Genomic DNA, 18,344 nt, shown 5'->3' with positions numbered 1-18,344 from the left:
CGATCGCACCTTTAATATCATGCTTATCGGTCACAGCCACACCACTACTTAGGTTTGGTAAACAATTCCGCTTCGGTAAAAAAAGCCTCAACATCCGCTGGTAATTGTGGGCGGCTAAAGAGATATCCCTGTGCTTGGTCGCAAAAATTTTGAGTTAAAAACTCGGCTTGCTCGATGGTTTCTACCCCTTCAGCAACAATATCTAATTTTAAGGCATGACCAAGGGCAATCACAGCTTTAGCTATCGCGGTATTGTTGGTATCGAAGGGAATGTCCCGTACGAAAGACTGGTCGATTTTAAGCTTATGAATTGGAAGTTTTTTCAAATAATTTAGTGATGAATAACCCGTACCAAAATCATCGACCGAGAGCTCAATGCCCAAATCACCTAACAATTTTAAATCACGAATCGCGACATCCGGATTATTCATCATCACACTTTCTGTCACTTCAAGCTCAAGGCAAGTTGCAGGTAAGCCTGTTTGCGTTAGGATACGTTTCACGTCCTCCACAAAGGAGCCACGTTGTAACTGCTGTCCTGCGACGTTAACCGCAATGCGGCCAAACTGTTTACCGTCAGCCAACCAACGCACACCTTGCTGGCAAGCCGTTTCAAGCACCCACAAACCAATATCGTAAATTAAGCCAATTTTCTCGGCGACGGGAATAAACATCCCTGGGGAAATTTGTCCTAAAATCGGATCGTTCCAACGCAATAGCGCCTCAACTCCAACGGTTTTGCGGGTCACCAAATTTAATTTGGGTTGATACATCAAATACAGAGAATTTTGCTCAAGTGCACCATAAAGCGCACTCTGCAACTGTAAATGCTCGATCGATTCTTTGGTCAATGATTCGGTGTAAAAGGCATAATTATTTCGCCCCTCACTCTTAGCGCGATACATGGCGGCATCGGCATTGCGTAGCAGCGTATCAGCATTACTACCATCACTTGGGTAAAGGGAAATCCCCATACTGGCGGTAAGGCGTAAATGATCCCCGGTGCTTACCACAAAAGGCAGATCAAATACTTGGCGCAATTGGTTAATTGCCGCTGTAGCATCCTCATGGCCTTGAATGCCGGAAATCAGCGCCACAAACTCATCGCCACCAATACGTGACAACACATCTTGCTCCTGTAATTGGCTGCGAAGACGTTTAGCCAGTTCCACCAGCATTTCATCGCCAATACTATGACCAAAACTGTCATTAATGTGTTTAAACAAATCCACATCAATAAAGACTGTCGCTAGTTGGGCATTGAGTCGTTTCGCATGTCTGAGTTCTTGCTTAAGCTGCATCATCAGCTTCATGCGATTCGGCAAATGAGTCAGTGGGTCAAAATAAGCTAAATGAGCAAGTTGCGCTTCACTCTGTTTTTGAGCGGAGATATCGGCAAAGACTGCGACAAAATAGCGGATCTCCCCAACCTCATCGTAGATGGCGCTAATAGTGATATTTTGCGGAAAAATAGTGCCATCTTTACGTCGATTCCAAATTTCACCATTCCACTTACCAGCATCGAGTAAATGATTCCACATGGTTTCAAAAAAAGCTTTATCGTGACGGCCGGAATTAAATAAGCGTGGATTTTGCCCAAGTAACTCTTCCCGCGAGTAACCTGTAATCTCGTAAAAGGCACCATTAACATCGGTAATATTACCGTGCCTATCAGTCACGACTACACCTTCAAGGGAGTGTTTAAAGACATTGGTAGCGAGGGTAAGTTGTTCTTCCACTTCTTTATGTTTAGAGATATTACGGGTCATGCCTATCACGCCCGCCAGTTCACCCTCGGGCGTTAAGGCGGGGATTTTAAGGGTCTCTAGCCATAAGTGTTTATTTTGATTCTCACCATCTAAACATTCGGCAACAATAATTGGCACCCCAGTCTCAATAGCAAGTTTGTCACCATTGAGAAAAATATCCGCAATCGCTTTGCCAAATAGCTCTTCGTCCGTCTTGCCAATAATGTCACTGCGGGGTAGCTCCCACGCATTTTCAACACTTTGGTTGCAAATGGTGTAAACACCGTCGGTATTTTTGACCCAAATATGCTCTTCAAAACTATCGATAAAGGTCTGCAAGTCAATAACATCCATCGACTTCGCATCACCGCGCAAGGCGGCCATTTTCAGTCGTTGGGCCCTGTGCAACTCACTCAAATTAAGCTGTAGGCTATTAACCGTTAGGGAAGCGAGTTGCAGTGCCTTATCATCTAACAGTAAAGGAGTATGATGATATAAACAAAATACCCCGAAATGCGCTCCAGAATTCCAGATGATAGGCAAATAAATTAAGCTTCCAAGTCCGGTATCACGCCATTTTGGCGTTGATTTTACATCCGGGATCAAGGCTTGCTTGAATGCAGCAGCATGACGTACATCCAACGGAATATTAACCTGATGATGGCTAAAGGTACTTGATTCGTTGAAGGGATAATGGGAAGCGGAGCGAGTGGATGGGGTATTAACTTTAGGTGTCGCATGTTGATAGAGGTTTAAATGAGCTTTATGATTAAAATGCCGAACAAGAGCTTCTATATCAACAAGTTGGCACCGTTCAGACTGAATTAACTGACGATATTCACCCGCTACATTCGCAGTTAAAATCACCGCATGCGACTGAGTGATATTGGCGACTAACTGTAAGTCGTTTGCCCAATCTGTTAACTGCTTTTGTGAAATTGCAAAATCAATCATAAGCTTGCTAACTATAGCCTCTACAATTCCATGTTAAATAAGGACAACAAGCGCCCCCCTAAAAAACACTACACCGACAACAATACCCACCCACTGTCTTAATAAAATCTGAGCCTAGGCTGAAGTACAAAACCAGTACAATCCCACCCTCAATTGACAGATATTACCGCAGACACTCAATCATCGTCATTCACTAATACATAATTATTTGAGTTATTAGCAGATTAGTTTGTTTCAGATAACGAAATTTAAACACCATTATCGCCAACAGACTCACTGTCGATAAAGGTTAGACTCAAAGCTACTCAAAAATGAGTACGTCAGTAAAAGCTTAGCAATAAAACATTTGAATAAAAATCAAACATCTTCATCTTCGTTTCGCAAGCAAAAATTCACGCCTACAAACAGGGCCGAATCCCAAGGTATAGCCCCCTCGCATAAGGATTGTTTAAGTAGAAATTACCGTCTTTTCATTGACAATAACATTATCCTATTGTCTACAATGGAAATAATCAGAAAGAAAAACAAGGATTTTTATGCCTACCGTGCCTACAGCCACACCCGCCATCCCGTTAACGAGCCAGCAGCTTTACCGAAAGTCAGAACTTAAACAGCTTAATACTGAGTGCCAATCTACAGCCCAGCTCACGCCACTCGATGATATTGTTGGCCAAGAACGTGCCCAACAGGCGGTAGAATTTGCCATGGGGATAAAAGAAAAGGGCTATAACATCTATGCGATCGGCCAAAATGGTCTCGGTAAACGAACCATGATGCTGCGCTATCTCAATCGCCACGATCCCATAAAACCCGCGTTATTTGACTGGTGCTATGTGGTCAACTTTGACGATACCCGCAGCCCTAAAGTGCTAAAACTCACCGCTGGCACGGGGCAAGAGTTTAAGAAATCCATCGAGAAACTCATGCTCAAACTGGTAAGAGCATTACCCTTAGCCTTTGATAATGAAATGTATTATGCCAGAGCTGAAAAACTTAAAAGCCAACTGATACAAAAGCAAGAAGCCGCACTCACAGAGCTCAGCGAAGAGGCCAAACAAAAAAATATTAGTCTGAGCTTAACCATGCAGGGAGATTATCAAATGATCGCCCTCAATGGTGATGAACCCCATGATGAAGCCAGCTTCAGCGCCCTCACGGAAGCCGAGCGTAGTCAATTTGAAAGCAATATCAATGGGCTAGAAGTAAAACTAAGGAGCATTATTCGCCAAAACACTGAATGGGAAGAAGAATTTAGTGATACTCAGCAGGAACATGATGAACAAGTTGCCAAGGATGTGTTGATCCACTTTTTTAAGCCATTGAAGGATAAGTACAAACATCAACCAGATGTCAGAGCATTTTTAACCGGAATGCAGGCAGATATCCTAAGTAATTTAGATATTTTCCTTGAAGAAAGCGAAGAACAACTCGCCCTTGCCTACGCTTCACTTGAAAAGAAAATGCCCCGCCGCTACCAGGTCAATGTACTTGTATGCCAAGGCGAACAGAAATTCCCCATCGTGGTCGAAGAAAGCCCAAGCTACCACAGCCTGTTTGGTTATGTTGAAAACGCCACCTTCAGAGGCACAGTGTTTACCGACTTTTCATTGATCCGCCCAGGAAGTTTACATAAGGCAAACGGTGGCGTGCTGTTAATGGACGCGATCAAAGTGCTTGAACGCCCCTATGTTTGGGATGGGTTAAAGCGAGCATTGCGTTCACGCAAGTTGGATCTGAGTTCATTAGAGCGGGAAGTCTCATTGTCAGGCACCATTTCATTAGCACCGGAACCGATCCCGTTAGATGTTAAAATTATCCTGTTCGGTGACCATGAAACCTACCAACTATTACAGCATTATGATCCTGATTTCAGTGAACTATTTAGGGTAACTGCCGACTTTGAAGATGTCATGGATAGAACCGACGACTCCGAAGCCCATTATGCCCGATTTATTTCCAGTATTGTCCACGATAACAACATGCTGCACTGCGACCGTAGCGCCATTGCACGCATCATTGAATACAGCTCACGTGAGGGACAGGATCAACAGAAGCTCTCACTGCACTCTGCCAATATTGCCAACCTATTACGGGAATCTAACTTTTGCGCAAAAGCCGTAGCAAGTGCACAAATAGAAAAGCAACATGTTGAACAGGCACTTAAAAATCAAGAGAAACGCGTCTCCCGCCTGCATGACAACATAATGGAAAGCTTCGTTAATGGCACCACACTAATTAATACTCACGATAAAGTCGTTGGTCAAATCAATGCGTTATCTGTTGTTTCTACTTCAGATCATCAATTTGGTCTGCCTAATCGCATCACCGCCACGACCGCGTATGGTAAAGGAGAAGTGCTGGACATCGAACATAGGGTCAAACTGGGTGGGCGAATACATTCTAAGGGCGTTTTAATCCTTACCGCCTATTTAGCCTCTGTGTTAGGTAAAACCGCGCAAATTCCTCTCACCACTTACCTAACCTTCGAGCAATCCTACAGCGGTGTCGATGGTGATAGTGCGTCAATGGCCGAATGCTGCGCTATTATCTCCGCCATCAGTGAGTTGCCCTTAAGACAAGATATTGCCATTACTGGCTCAATGAATCAGTTTGGCGAAGCCCAACCTATCGGCGGGGTTAATGAGAAAATTGAAGGCTTTTTCGATGTGTGTCAAATCAAGGGTAGAACCTCGAGTCAAGGAGTGATTATTCCCAAGTCGAATATTGCAAACTTAATGCTACGCCAAGATATTGTGGAAGCGGTTGAACGTGGTGAATTCCATATTTGGGCGATTAACCATGTTACTCAAGCGATGACTTTGCTATTAGGTAAAGCCGCTGCGATAGTGCAAACCGATGAGAGTAAACACACAGAGCACTATGCATCAGATTGCGTGTTCGGCATTGCCCAACACAAACTTAATGCTTTGAGAGCACTCAGCAAAACGAATTCATAGTCTCGATTGAACAACAGATACAAAAAGCAAAAAGGGTTAGCTTAGCTAACCCTTTTTTACCAGCGTTGCAATCTAAACCTTAAATCAAGGTTGCTAACATCTCATCACTATAAGCCACCAGCTCCTCGCCTTTACGCACTTTAGCAACATAATCGGGGTTAGCGATAAAGGGGCGACCAATTGCAATTAAGTCAAATTTATTCTCAGCAATGGCCTTGCTCGCCGTCTGTGCACTATAACTGCCCACACCCACTAGCGTTTTGCCATAGTGTGCACGAACATAACTTGATGCAGAGCCGCCTAAGTAATCAAACTCCATACTGTCATCGAAAATACCGATATGCACAAAGGCCAGATCGCGTTTTTCTAACTCAGGAAGTAAATAATCAAAAACCGCACGGTCACGGCTATCGCTTGCCATATTGAAATAGGCGCCAGGGGAAATACGTAAACCCGTTCTGTCTTTACCAATACGCGCGGCAATTGCATCGACCACTTCTAAGGCAAACCGTGACATATTGGCTGGTGTGCCACCATATTCATCGGTACGACGATTACTATCATGGTGTAAGAATTCATCAATCAAGTAACCATTAGCACCGTGGATCTCAACGCCATCAAAGCCGGCTTCAATCGCATTCTCAGCCGCTTTTGCATAATCACGCACCAGCCCCTGAATATCTTCAACCGTTGCAGCTTTTGGCGTTACATAGGTCAATTCACGCATTCTTGGCACACTGCCTTCAATTTTCTGGGCAGAAGGAGCCAGCACATCACCACCACCGAAGAAATGTGGATGAGCAACACGGCCTGTATGCCATAATTGCACAAAAATCTTACCGCCATTGGCATGCACAGCATCAGTCACTTTGCGCCAACCTGCAATTTGCCCTTGGGTAAAAATACCGGGAGTGTTTGGGTAGCCTTGGGCATCAGGGCGAATAATCGTGGCCTCAGAGATAATCAATCCGGCTTCAGCACGGCGTGCATAGTAAGCCACCATATCATCGGTAGGAACCAAGTCGGCATCAGCCATACAGCGCGTTAATGGCGCCATCAAGATACGGTTTTTTAAGGTTATCGTGTCATTAAGCTTATAGGTGTCGAATAGATTACCTACAGAGTTCACTGCATTTTCAATCGTCATTGGTTAAACCCCATTCTTGAATGTACGTTCAAGATATTACTATTTGAATGATCATTCAAGAACATTTTTGAATGTTTGTTCAAAATTAGTTAGAATCTCCGGCAAGTATCGGTAAGAGGTAAGAATGCAATGCGAAACGCAGAGTTTGATAGGGCGCAAGTACTCAGGGGGGCAATGGCGGCCTTTATGCGTAAGGGATATACCAAGACCAGCATGCAAGATCTCACCCAAGCCACCGGATTACACCCTGGGTCCATTTACTGTGCTTTTAGTAATAAACGTGGATTACTCATTGCCGCTATCGAGCAATATCAACAGGATAGAAACGAGCAATTCAAGCTTATCTTCTCCAACAACCAGCCAGTGCTTAAAAATTTAAAAACTTACTTAGATAATGTCGTCGTCGAATGTATCAGCTGCGATAGCCAGCAAGCCTGTTTACTGACCAAGGCGTTAAATGAAATCGCCGAGCAAGACGATGAGATTCAACATATTATCAGTCAGAATCTCCATCTATGGCAAAACGCACTCACCGCACAATTTGAACTTGCAGCTTCTCAAGGAATGTTACAAGGGCAGCTCAATAGCGAGCAGAGAGCACAATATTTAATGATGGGAATCTATGGCTTACGAACCTTCGCCCACACCCATCCGCAGGCGGAGATATTGCAGCAATTAGCCAATAAACTGTTTGATGATGTTTGCAGATAACAGCCGAACCTGACGCTTATTTAACCGAACGCATAAAGCAAAAGGACGATAAATCAACTTATCGTCCTTTCAATATGATGTTTTGCCAGTATATTTTTTCTTAACCTATATTTGCCTGTGCAAAAACACGCTCACCGAGTGAGTTCAAAATCTTACACTCACCTTCTAATACGGCAATAATGGATTTTCCTTTGCGAAAACTTGCAGGAATCATCACACGACCTGACTCGCTAACAGGTAAACCTTGTAACACCGAATTGTGCATAATTAACCCAACGGGCGCATCATAATACAAAACTGTAACAGTCGCTTGTGTTGCTTGCATAACTTTTAACTCACATTAAGCAGTATCTACTGCTATCGATCAAAGTGGCAAGAGTCTCCATTCATCTCTTATGAAAACAAAACCCAAAACTTGTTTTACCATTTAAAATCAACAAATTAAAAACTCAAAGCGATATAACTTTATACAAAAGGTAAAGACATCATCGCGCCATGAATATCACATCATTTAAGCACTTCGGCAAATAGATGCCAATCTATTTCTATTTTGTTAATCAAATCCGCGCAATCGATCACACTTAAGCAACAAGGACAGATGAATATTTATCTACAAAATAAAAGCGTTAATTCTATATTAAACTACAGTTACTTCGCTTTAAACCCCACTCGAAAACCGCCCCAGTGTTTACCATTAACATAAATGGGTACTGACAAGTCATGCATAATCTCCCCGGTATCTCGCTTATAGGTTTGCAGTAAAACAGGATCCGTATGTGTCCCACAACGGTTGCCCGTTGGGTCATTAAATAAGCGTTTAGTGCGATTATGCACCATATCAACCTCAACTTTGCCCGTTAATGCTTGGCTAAAGCGTTTATTATGGGTTGGGAAATAACCTTTTTTATCAACGGCTCCAGCATAAATGATCTCACTATGCTTAGCTAAAATCGGTTCTTGAATCGCGGGAAAATGTTGATCGGTGAAACGGTCAAATGCTGTGGTATATTTCTGCGGCTGAGTATTGGCAATTGGCTGATATTTGGGACTAAACAACTCTGCTTCCGTAAAACTACCATTAGCTAATCCTTGCGCAAGTTTCTCTCCGCAAGCTTTTGCCGCTTCATTAGCGACTAATAGCACTTGTTGATCAAAGGTTTGAGTATCCCAATGAGACAATGCTTTAAATATACCCTCTGTCGTTAATGACAGGGTAAACGCCTGCTCAGAAACCGTCATGCTTTGTCTTCCTGTCGCAGTCAGCGAGTCACGGATCTGCGCTACCGAGTTGCTAATCTCATTGGTGGTATGATTGTATTGCTTAAGGGATTCTTCCATATCTCCAAGCGCATGCGCAGAACGAGTTACAGAGGTTGAGATATCAGTAAAGTGACCATCCAACTCCCCCATCGCACCGACAACATCAGCAGTTTGCAAAACCACTCGTTCCATTAACGCTGAACTTTTGTCTGTTTCAGCACGAATTTCGAGCAGCATCTTACCGATATCTTGGGTCGCTCCAGCCGTTTTTCCGGCAAGGCTTCGAACCTCATCAGCTACCACAGCAAAGCCTCGCCCTTGCTCTCCAGCTCTTGCCGCTTCAATAGCAGCATTTAATGCCAGTAAGTTTGTTTGTTCCGCAACCGAATTAATGACCTCGGTGATTTTTTGAATTTGTTCAGCTTTTGACTTTAAGGCCTGCACTTGCTGAGCGGCAGTGTTGATATCAGCATTTAATGATTCGATAGCAGATACGCCCTTTTGTGCTTGAGTTCTGCCTTGCACACTCAAGCGCTCAGCCTCTTGGGTTTGGACTAAAATGCTGCTGGCATTATCCCCAAGCAAAGCAGTTGTATTACTCAATTGCGCCGCAGCCACCGCGATAGCACTCGCATGTTCACCATTGGACTCAATCGATTTATTCAATAAATCAATAAAATGTGAGACCTCAGCTGCACCAATTGCAATCTTACTGGTTTGGACGCTGATATCATGTTCAGGAGAGCTTAACCGATTGAGCCTAAGAGCATTTTCATCAGGATTTGGCGCCTTGATACTCAAAAAACGCTTAACAATCCATAATACCCACACACAAACTATCCCGCCTAAAACCAAGGCATGTGTAAAACCGGATAAGGAGATGGCATTAAGTAAAAGGCTGCCAAACACAACTAAGACTAAACTCAGTGCAATGACGATTTTATGTTGTAATTCCATATTTGTATCTCACCAAGAAAACGCACATGCAAAGTGAGCGAAGTGAGTATTCACTTGCTATCCATTGCTATTTGATTGGCCGCAGTAAGCAGAATAGACAAATTCAAACACTGCGTAGTGAGTCTATCCTTCTGACTAAATTGAACTATTCATCCTAAAACCTATAGTCTATCTTCAGCGCTCTAACGCGCTTATGGCATTAGACATTAGTATAGATTTCGCCGAATTACCCAATAAATCCTTCCTAAAATCCTCTGGCCATTTTTAGCTGACAAAATGTGGTGCTTATCGCTTTATTGACAAGAATTCCAACTAGAGTGACTGCACATACGGCAAGAAAACTGCTACTATCGGCGCAATTTTTTTGAGCTAACGAGATCAAGATGGGCAGAGCATATCAAAACCGTAAAGAATCCATGGCGAAAACAGCTGGCCAGAAAACCCGCCTTTACTCACGCTACGGTAAAGAAATTTACGTAGTCGCCAAACAAGGTGGTGTCGAGCCGGACGGCAACTTATCACTCCGTCGTTTAATCGAACGCGCGAAGAAAGATCAAGTACCAGCACACGTTATTGAACGTGCTATTGATAAAGCCAAAGGTGGTGGCGGTGAAGATTATGATACTGCCCGTTATGAAGGTTTCGGCCCAGGTAACTGCATGGTCATCGTCGACTGCTTAACCGATAACGTAAAACGTACTTTTACTGAAGTACGTCAAGCCTTCGTAAAAAACGATGCCAAACTTGGTACACCCGGTACAGTAGGCCATATGTTTGACCAATCTGCCGTGTTCGTTTTCCCCGGTGAAGATGAAGATGCCATCCTCGAAATTCTAATGATGGCCGATGTCGATGTGAACGACGTAGAAGTAGAAAATGGCATGATCAGCGTTATCGCGCCACACACTGAGTTTTTCAAAGTTAAAACTGCACTGACGGATGCAATGCCTGATATCAACTTTGAAGTTGAGAACATCACTTTCGTGCCGCAAACCATGACCCCAGTGTCCGGTGAAGATGTGGCAGTATTCGATAAATTTATCGCCGCTTTAGAAGATTGTGATGACGTGCAAAACGTTTATCACAATGCAGAAATTCAAGATTAATTAAAATCTTACTTAACAAAAACGCAGCCAATGAGCTGCGTTTTTATTTGCGATCATGCATGAAATTCAATCGCTGCACACTTGGCCAAACGCGCGAGATCTCGTAGCGCGCTTCATGGAGGGACTCATCATCGCGATGGGCCATAATCATTATGGAAAATAGTTGCCACTGCCGAAAGCAGCGCCATATCCATACAATACCCCCGACCACTAACACCTGCGAGTAACAAAGCGTTACCGCATCCGGCAATTGGTATCGCAATGCCAAGGTTGCATTCCTACTATCACTAACTCATTACCTCATAGGCTAACGACACCGCCACTCCCGCTTAATAAAAACAACGTAGCTTGGTTTTATCAAAAACGCTGATCACATTGAGCCACTTCACTAAGCAATTGATTTAAAATAAATATATAACATCACCATATAGCTGGCGTTATTAGGCGTGGTTAATAATCCACATATCAGATAAAACTTCACAAACTGAATTAAATAAATAATTCAAATAACTTAGCGGATTAAGACTTTGCCTGCGTGATAGACATAGTCTCTTATGGAATACTTGCCTTAGAATGGATGATAAATTGTGATTGAAGGAAGCAAATAGGTGCAAGGAAATCGATTAACCAAAGCAGAAACGATGCTAATTGGTGCGGGTAGCCTCACTTGGGCACTTGTCGCTTGGCTGGGATTTAATCAAGATATTCAAGCCAAGCTACCCACGCTCAACAAAAGTTGCCATATAGCACTTTATGCATTGTTTATATTATTGTTTTTATTGCTGACAATCTTCGAACATCCTCGTAAAAGTCTCAAGATAAATAGGCTTTTAACCATAGTACTTGTTTGCTGTACCCTCAGCTTAATGCTGTTAAGTGAGCATTCTTTGTTACCCATCTTGCTCGTAATATGGGCGTCACTGTTACCCGAGTTCTTTAGCCGCAATGCCGCGATAGGACAAATCCTGTTAGCCAATCTTAGCTATTACTTCATTCTGCACTTACACACCTCAAACAGTATTATTTTTAATGTCCTTATTTATATGGGATTCCAGCTATTTGCATACAGCAGTAGTCAAGCGAGATTGTCCGAGCGCGAGTCTCGCCGGATACAGGAACATCTTAATCAACAACTTATCGCTACGAGAGCCTTGCTGAGTCAAACCAGCGAGCAGCAAGAAAGGTTGAGGATCTCACGGGATTTGCACGATATTCTCGGCCACCAACTCACTGCGTTATCATTGCAACTTGAGCTATTAAGTCATCAAGCACCTACGGAGCTCAAATCCACAGTCAATCAGAGTAAATCACTTGCCAAGGAATTATTAGAGAGTATCCGCGCCGTGGTTCGTGCGCAGCGGGTTAATATTGGCCTCGACTTAAAGCCTCCGCTTGATGCAATAGCAAGCCGTTTACCTAATGTTAGCTTGCGGTATAAATCATTAGTGCCGCTACAGTCGACTGAACTGGCTCAAGCCTTATTACTGGTATTGCAGGAAGGGATCAGTAATGGGGTGCGCCATGGCAAGGCCAATCAGTTCACGCTGTCGATGCAACTGCAACAAACCGAACTTATCATTCAACTTAACGATAATGGTCAAGGTATCAACCAAACCGCTTCAACAGGTATCGGGCTCAATAGCATGCAGGAAAGGTTATCAGCCTTTAATGGTAAGGTGTGTTTGCAGCCCAATGAAGATGCTAAAGGTTGTAGCCTTATTATCCGGCTGCCACAAAATACAACAATGTAAAAGACATCCCAACAAAACGGGTTACAAGGAATAAGTCGCTACTTATGGAAAAATTTCAATCGGCAATCACAACTGATAACCCATCCGCACCTCATACTATCAAGGTGGGATTAGTGGAAGACCAACAGTTAGTTCGTCAGGGGATCGCGAGCCTAATTGCCATTTCTCAGCATATCAAGGTGACTTGGCAGGCTGAGAATGGTCAAGAAGCACTTAGGCTGCTGGAAACTGAAGCCGTGGATTTGCTATTAAGTGATATTCGCATGCCAGTGCTCGATGGTATTAGTTTGCTAAAACAGCTTCGCGCCGTACAAAATCCCTTACCAGTAATAATGTTAACCACCTTTGATGACAGCGAATTGTTTTTAAATAGCTTACATGCCGGCGCAAATGGCTTCTTATTGAAGGATGTGTCTCTGGATAAGTTACTGCATGCCATTGAAACGGTTGCCAAAGGTGAGTATCTGATAGAACCTTCAGTACTTGAACAGATGCAGCACCGATCTCCTACATCTCTATCTCCTGCGCCTCTCAACATTGCAACTCAAGCGTTGTTATCAGCTCGCGAGCAAGAGATTTTACGCTATATGGCGGGAGGGTTTTCCAATAAAGAAATCGCCTATGCAGTATTTTTGGCCGAAGGAACCGTGAAAAACCACGTTTCAACCATTTTGGCTAAGCTCAATTGCCGAGACCGTACTCAAGCAGTACTAAGAGGCTTACAAATCGGCTTAATTTAGGACGGACACACCAACGAAAAAGGGCCTTAAAGGCCCTTTTCAATGTAATTACTGCCGCAAAAAACTAGCGTAAATCCATCTCTTGGATAATTTCATGGGCAATAGGTGGCGTTGTGCAGGTCGGCTTTTCATGTAAATCGGCCTTTAACTGACCTTTACGGTGTTTTAGTGCAGCATCCAATTTTTTAGCTGCTGCAGCAATCGCGGGGTACATGATTTCATCCGTACCTGAGGCGGAGATGCGACTGCCTTCGTAATTTGTTCGAATTTCAACCTGAAACTCGCCATGCTCCTTAGCAATAATGATATCGAGCCCAATGAGAGTGGGGAAATGAGTGGCGATTTTTGAAAACTTTTCGTTAACGTGTTCTTTGACAGAATCAGTAACATCGACATGGTGACCAGAAAGATTAATTTTCATAGGTTGTCCCTTTTAGTGTCTTTACTTTTTTTTCGCTTCACTATTAGAGCTTGGGGCATGGCAAATAAAACACAAGCCCCCTAGACAAATATTTCGAATGAAACAGGTATTAGCAGCAGCTAAATGTGAGGCTCATCAAAGAAATGGCACAATACGGAAACGTTAAAATAAATTAACTGGTTGATTTATAACCGACAAAAAATAAACCAACCAGTTGAATGCCAAGTGCTAATACTTACGCTGCACGCTTTGTTGCCAAAATTGCTGCGATAGGTGATGAGTTTTTGTCGATAAGCGCGAAACCTGCTCGCCCCTTGCCGCCGCATCTTGAGTCTGCTCTAAACTCTGCTGCGCCAAATCGCTGATCACATGGATAGCACGGCTAATTTCCGCCGCCACAGATGTCTGTTGAGTCATTGCTGCGGCATTGTCATCACTTAAAGAGTTGATCCGAGCGATAGAGGATAACAACTCACCAAAAGCCACACTGGCATCCTGCGCTAAAGAGACTGAGCGCTTAACCTGCTCCTGTCCGGCCGTCATCGTCGATGTCGCTTTTTGCGTGCTGTCTTTAAAGCGACTCACAATTTGCTCAATTTGTGAAGTTGACTGACTGGTTCGGCTAGACAATTGCCGCACCTCATCGGCAACGACAGCAAATCCCCGGCCAGTCTCCCCAGCCCGTGCCGCTTCAATTGCCGCATTAAGCGCCAGTAGATTAGTTTGGTCGGCAATAGAGCGAATAACTTCTAACACTTGATAAATCGCTTGGCTATCCTGCTCTATGGTTTGGACGACATCTGAAAAATGGCTCACCTGTACACTCAGTTGATGGATAGCTTCGATAACAGTTTCAAGCCGTGAATGGCCGCGCTGTGCAGCCTCATGGCTGGAGACCATTTCAGATGCCGTGCGATGGATATTATCTGTTACCTCAGCAAAACTGGCACTCATTTGTTCCATAGCCGTTGCCGCCTGAGTGGTTTGCACGCTCTGACTATCGGCATGCTCCCAGGTATTAGTGATGGTTTGTTTGAGATTGACGCTCTGCTCTTGTATTTCACTTGCAGAATCCGCCATCCGGCCAACAACCCCACCGATTTCAGTAATTAAAAACCGCAGAGCCAGATCAATTTTCCCGATTTCATCCTGTCTACCGGTATAAATCCCCATCGCGACGGGATCATCAATAATATGAGTAGCAACGCTAACTAATGCTTGTAATGGTTGCATAAGCTTGTACCACAATACCCAAGCAACTAAAGCCCCCACAAGTGCGGCTAATAAAGGGGAGTAACATGCCAAAAACGCCGTCGCCGCAATAGCTAAAAACATGGAGGATAGAATTTTCCCCCGAAATCCTAATCTATCTTTTTTTAATGCTTTAGGTTGTTTACCTTGATTAATGCCTTGATAAACATCTTCAGCTGCTCTGATTTGCTCAGGTGTCGCCTGGCGACGTACTGATTGATATTCATGAATTTTGCCATCTTCATATACAGGTGCAACATAGGCATTGACCCAATAGTAACCGCCAGTTTTGGTCTTGTTTTTGACTATGCCCATCCAAGGTTTGCCGCTTTTAATTCTATCCCAAAGCATTTTAAACGCAGCGGCAGGCATATCCTCGTGACGAACGATATTGTGAGGACTCCCTTGCAACTCAGTAACGCTATATTCACTTATCTGCGAAAAGGTTTGATTAACGTACTTAATGTTTCCTTTCAAATCGGTCGTAGAGAGTAGGATTGCGTTTTCAGATAGGTGTTTTTCACCTTTTTTTGAATGTGTTTGCATAGGGATATCAAAATGACTCCAAGTGAAAGTTGCAGGGGATTTTGCCAAAATGACAGAACACCTACTTTGATTAAGTTCACACTGAAAGCAGAAAATTTAACCAAATGCTAAACAAGTAAGATCAATCTCATCAATAAAACCAAACATTTGTGACATATTGCACAGGGTTACGCATAACGCGAGCTAGCACTCAAAATGCGTTAAGGATATTTTGTGCACCGCCTCAATAAATGCAAATGATATTGTTTATCATTTAAATCAACTGCGTTATAATCATCAAAACAATAGCCTGATAGCTCATCAGAATGCCCGCTGTATTCAGCTATGGCTGAATTGGCATTTGGATTAACCGTTTAATATTGACTGAAATAAGTAGCACTTATGTCACATATCCCAACATCAAATTCCCCCCTCTCAGCGATAGCTGTACGTCCTGTATCGGGTTATTTTCAAGCCGCCATTCGGTGGCTAAAACAAGAGCAAACTCAATTTGGTTTGCAGGTATTTGTTCGCGCGAGTGCTGCGTTATTGGCTGGCTATATTGCAGCGGCAACGCTGGCCTGTTTACTGACTCAAATACTGCCAATGTCTCGATTTGAGAGCACATTAACGGCCAATATGCTGGCATTCTTGTTTTATGCCATCGCCATTATTTATGCCTTTTGCGTGCGTAAAACCTGGCATGCGTGGCGGGATCTGATGTTATTTAGCCTCCTGTGTTTTACTCTGCTTAAGGTGTGTGGACAGTAAGATGAAAGAAACCTTTTTTAGAACCTTATCTTGGCTACACACTTGGGCGGGTTTACTCGTTTGCTGGGTATTATTGCTGATCTTCTTTGCAGGCAGCCTGAGTTATTTCCGCCATGAAATCAGCCTATGGGCTGAGCCAGAACTTCACCGCGGTACATTTCAAGACTATCAAGCAAATCAATTAATAAGCCAGCTTGATAAGGGCCAACACTATATCGAGAGTCATTCGCCAGCGGAAACACAACGCTGGTTAATAAACTTTCCGACCCAGCGCAGTCCTATGCTTAGCTTTGCTTGGCAACTGCCGCCTGAAAAAGGGCAACGTCGCGGCAAAATCGAGCAACATACGGCACTTGCTGATGGGAGTGGCGTCATCACTGACGTCCGCGATAGTCGTGGGGGTGACTTCTTCTATCGTTTACATTTCGACCTGCACTATATGCCCGCCATTACAGCGCGCTACATTGTGGGCGTCTGCACTATGTTTATGCTGATTGCCCTTATCAGCGGTATCGTTATCCATAAGCGTATCTTTAAGGATTTATTTAGTTTTCGTCAAAACAAGGGCGCACGCTCTTGGCTCGATGCACATAATGTCAGTTCTGTTATTGCGCTGCCTTATCATCTGATGATCACCTATACCGGCCTTATTACCTTGATGCTGATCTATATCCCATGGACGGTAAGCACAGCTTATCCTGAGGATAATCAAGCCTTTTTAAAAGAACTCAATCCGGCAAGACAAACGGAGAAGGCCTCGGGCATTTATGCCGAGCAAGTACGTTTAAGCCAACTGTTACCCCAAGTTCAGGCTGAATGGGGCAATGCGCCAATCAAGCAGGTGATTGTTTCCTATCCTCAAGATAAAAATAGCCAAGTGACCTTCTATCAAAATACTGGCAAAGATGTCACCGATGAATCAACACTCCTCGTGTTTAACGGCGTGACAGGTGAACTCAAATACGCCAGTCCACACGAAGTGTCAGGAACGGTGGCAACCTACGACACTATGATGTCACTGCACACCGCGCGTTTTGCTGCGCCGTTGCTGCGTATTTTGTTCTTCTTCTGCGGCTTACTCGGCTGCGCCATGGTAGCGACTGGCACCTTAATGTGGGCAATTCGTTTGCGCCAGAAACAGCAAAAGACAATCGATAAAGGTGAGAAACCGAGCCGTGGCCTGCGCTTAGTTGAGGGATTAAACTTCATGTTTATCTTAGGCTTGCCCTTGGGTGCGGCTGCATTTTTCTATGCCAATCGCATATTACCCGCCGATTTTGCAACGCGTTCTGCTTGGGAAGTACATAGCTTCTTTATTGCTTTAGGTGCTATGGGCGTGTGGGCATTTTTCGGGCGCAGCAGACGCGATTGGCAAATAGCTCTGGTGCTGATTGGCACACTCTATTGTGCGCTGCCCATACTCAATGCACTCACATCGCCAAGCCACTTTATTGATAATATCCAGTCTCAACAGTGGGCTTTGGTTGGTTTTGATGTGTTAGCGGTTTTAATCGGTGTAGTAATGCTATTTGCCAGCACCAAACTCTCAGTGGTGGCAAAAACACTGCAAAAACCGAATCGAAAAAATACTATTTCAGATAAAAAACCTATGCGAAAACCCGTTGAGACCACTTACGCAACCGAACTTACCTCATCGCCCTTGGAGGAAGCAAAGTCATGATGCCAGAATTTATCCCTATGCTCGGCATTCTCGGGCTTAGTTATCTCTCCCTTGCGCTGTTTGCGTTAGCTAAGTTTGGCCACTTTAAAGATGTGTTTAAACGCCCACCGTCACAATGGCAGAGCCGCCTGTTAACCCTGTTTGCTTGGCTGTTATTAATCATTAGCTTAAGCACCTGCGCCCACGGGCAAGGCTGGACCTATGGCAGTATTCTGTTTATGGGGATCATCTCACTAGCCGCCATGTTAGTGATTTTGACCCTAAGCTATAGCCCACGCCACCTTCCCATAGGGATAGTCACTGGCAGTGTATTGACTGGCAGCTTACTGTTAAGTGGTGGGATCTAAACCGTTTCACAGATGGC

14 protein-coding genes are annotated in these 18,344 nt (G+C 43.9%); 8 read left to right on the top strand and 6 right to left on the bottom strand.

The window, feature by feature from the left end; translation table 11 throughout:
• Positions 1-44 precede the first annotated feature (44 nt).
• Complete coding sequence (locus tag AEA42_RS11615) at positions 45-2,702, bottom strand: bifunctional diguanylate cyclase/phosphodiesterase (RefSeq protein WP_055647804.1); 2,658 nt, start codon at positions 2,700-2,702, stop codon at positions 45-47.
• Between the two features lie 536 nt (positions 2,703-3,238).
• Here AEA42_RS11615 and AEA42_RS11610 point away from each other — a divergent pair.
• Positions 3,239-5,659: an ATP-binding protein gene (locus AEA42_RS11610; RefSeq protein WP_055647803.1), complete on the top strand. Its 2,421-nt coding sequence runs from the start codon at positions 3,239-3,241 to the stop codon at positions 5,657-5,659.
• Between the two features lie 79 nt (positions 5,660-5,738).
• On the opposite strand, the gene AEA42_RS11605 is transcribed toward AEA42_RS11610, so the two are convergent.
• Positions 5,739-6,806 carry an alkene reductase gene (locus AEA42_RS11605; RefSeq protein WP_037428790.1) on the bottom strand — a complete coding sequence of 356 codons (1,068 nt, stop codon included), beginning with the start codon at positions 6,804-6,806 and terminating at the stop codon, positions 5,739-5,741.
• A 129-nt stretch (positions 6,807-6,935) separates the two neighbouring features.
• Between AEA42_RS11605 and AEA42_RS11600 the strand changes: the two genes are divergently transcribed.
• Positions 6,936-7,517 (top strand): TetR/AcrR family transcriptional regulator, encoded by a 582-nt coding sequence (locus AEA42_RS11600; protein ID WP_055647802.1) that lies wholly within the window; start codon positions 6,936-6,938, stop codon positions 7,515-7,517.
• A gap of 100 nt (positions 7,518-7,617) precedes the next feature.
• On the opposite strand, the gene AEA42_RS11595 is transcribed toward AEA42_RS11600, so the two are convergent.
• Both AEA42_RS11595 and AEA42_RS11590 read right to left on the bottom strand, forming a co-directional pair.
• Positions 7,618-7,842 (bottom strand): TIGR02922 family protein, encoded by a 225-nt coding sequence (locus tag AEA42_RS11595; protein WP_037420886.1) that lies wholly within the window; start codon positions 7,840-7,842, stop codon positions 7,618-7,620.
• 323 nt (positions 7,843-8,165) lie between these two features.
• The gene (locus AEA42_RS11590) at positions 8,166-9,734 is read right to left on the bottom strand and encodes a methyl-accepting chemotaxis protein (RefSeq protein ID WP_055647801.1); all 1,569 of its coding nucleotides are present in this window, start codon (positions 9,732-9,734) and stop codon (positions 8,166-8,168) included.
• A gap of 383 nt (positions 9,735-10,117) precedes the next feature.
• Between AEA42_RS11590 and AEA42_RS11585 the strand changes: the two genes are divergently transcribed.
• The 3 genes from AEA42_RS11585 to AEA42_RS11575 all read left to right on the top strand — a co-directional run bounded on the left by AEA42_RS11585 (position 10,118) and on the right by AEA42_RS11575 (position 13,331).
• Complete coding sequence (locus AEA42_RS11585; protein WP_055647800.1) at positions 10,118-10,840, top strand: YebC/PmpR family DNA-binding transcriptional regulator; 723 nt, start codon at positions 10,118-10,120, stop codon at positions 10,838-10,840.
• Positions 10,841-11,448: 608 nt separating this feature from the next.
• The gene (locus AEA42_RS11580) at positions 11,449-12,591 is read left to right on the top strand and encodes a histidine kinase (RefSeq protein ID WP_088586889.1); all 1,143 of its coding nucleotides are present in this window, start codon (positions 11,449-11,451) and stop codon (positions 12,589-12,591) included.
• 44 nt (positions 12,592-12,635) lie between these two features.
• Positions 12,636-13,331, top strand: a complete 696-nt coding sequence (locus tag AEA42_RS11575; protein WP_055647799.1) for a response regulator transcription factor — start codon at positions 12,636-12,638, stop codon at positions 13,329-13,331.
• Between the two features lie 64 nt (positions 13,332-13,395).
• On the opposite strand, the gene raiA is transcribed toward AEA42_RS11575, so the two are convergent.
• Together raiA and AEA42_RS11565 are read right to left on the bottom strand one after the other, a co-directional pair.
• Positions 13,396-13,752 carry a ribosome-associated translation inhibitor RaiA gene (raiA, locus tag AEA42_RS11570; protein WP_023266557.1) on the bottom strand — a complete coding sequence of 119 codons (357 nt, stop codon included), beginning with the start codon at positions 13,750-13,752 and terminating at the stop codon, positions 13,396-13,398.
• Positions 13,753-13,980: 228 nt separating this feature from the next.
• A complete protein-coding gene (locus tag AEA42_RS11565) occupies positions 13,981-15,549 on the bottom strand; it encodes a PAS domain-containing methyl-accepting chemotaxis protein (protein ID WP_037420899.1) in 1,569 nt (522 codons plus the stop codon).
• 381 nt (positions 15,550-15,930) lie between these two features.
• Between AEA42_RS11565 and AEA42_RS11560 the strand changes: the two genes are divergently transcribed.
• From AEA42_RS11560 to AEA42_RS11550, 3 genes are read left to right on the top strand one after another with little or no spacing between them, the layout of a single operon-like run.
• The gene (locus tag AEA42_RS11560) at positions 15,931-16,299 is read left to right on the top strand and encodes a DUF3649 domain-containing protein (protein ID WP_037420902.1); all 369 of its coding nucleotides are present in this window, start codon (positions 15,931-15,933) and stop codon (positions 16,297-16,299) included.
• Position 16,300: 1 nt separating this feature from the next.
• The gene (locus AEA42_RS11555) at positions 16,301-17,980 is read left to right on the top strand and encodes a PepSY-associated TM helix domain-containing protein (protein ID WP_055647798.1); all 1,680 of its coding nucleotides are present in this window, start codon (positions 16,301-16,303) and stop codon (positions 17,978-17,980) included.
• Positions 17,977-18,327, top strand: a complete 351-nt coding sequence (locus tag AEA42_RS11550) for a DUF3325 domain-containing protein (protein WP_037428781.1) — start codon at positions 17,977-17,979, stop codon at positions 18,325-18,327. Before AEA42_RS11555 ends, AEA42_RS11550 begins: the two co-directional genes overlap by 4 nt.
• Positions 18,328-18,344: the final 17 nt, after the last annotated feature.

Origin of the sequence: Shewanella sp. Sh95, from assembly GCF_001308045.1 — a bacterium.
Lineage (GTDB): Bacteria > Pseudomonadota > Gammaproteobacteria > Enterobacterales > Shewanellaceae > Shewanella > Shewanella xiamenensis.
This window is presented reverse-complemented; position numbering and strand designations above follow the sequence as displayed.

Coding starts and splice junctions, on each gene's coding strand:
- AEA42_RS11615 (WP_055647804.1), bottom strand. CDS start 2,702: ATGATTGATTTTGCAATTTCACAAAAGCAGTTAACAGATTGGGCAAAC.
- AEA42_RS11610 (WP_055647803.1), top strand. CDS start 3,239: ATGCCTACCGTGCCTACAGCCACACCCGCCATCCCGTTAACGAGCCAG.
- AEA42_RS11605 (WP_037428790.1), bottom strand. CDS start 6,806: ATGACGATTGAAAATGCAGTGAACTCTGTAGGTAATCTATTCGACACC.
- AEA42_RS11600 (WP_055647802.1), top strand. CDS start 6,936: ATGCGAAACGCAGAGTTTGATAGGGCGCAAGTACTCAGGGGGGCAATG.
- AEA42_RS11595 (WP_037420886.1), bottom strand. CDS start 7,842: ATGCAAGCAACACAAGCGACTGTTACAGTTTTGTATTATGATGCGCCC.
- AEA42_RS11590 (WP_055647801.1), bottom strand. CDS start 9,734: ATGGAATTACAACATAAAATCGTCATTGCACTGAGTTTAGTCTTAGTT.
- AEA42_RS11585 (WP_055647800.1), top strand. CDS start 10,118: ATGGGCAGAGCATATCAAAACCGTAAAGAATCCATGGCGAAAACAGCT.
- AEA42_RS11575 (WP_055647799.1), top strand. CDS start 12,636: ATGGAAAAATTTCAATCGGCAATCACAACTGATAACCCATCCGCACCT.
- raiA (WP_023266557.1), bottom strand. CDS start 13,752: ATGAAAATTAATCTTTCTGGTCACCATGTCGATGTTACTGATTCTGTC.
- AEA42_RS11565 (WP_037420899.1), bottom strand. CDS start 15,549: ATGCAAACACATTCAAAAAAAGGTGAAAAACACCTATCTGAAAACGCA.
- AEA42_RS11560 (WP_037420902.1), top strand. CDS start 15,931: ATGTCACATATCCCAACATCAAATTCCCCCCTCTCAGCGATAGCTGTA.
- AEA42_RS11555 (WP_055647798.1), top strand. CDS start 16,301: ATGAAAGAAACCTTTTTTAGAACCTTATCTTGGCTACACACTTGGGCG.
- AEA42_RS11550 (WP_037428781.1), top strand. CDS start 17,977: ATGATGCCAGAATTTATCCCTATGCTCGGCATTCTCGGGCTTAGTTAT.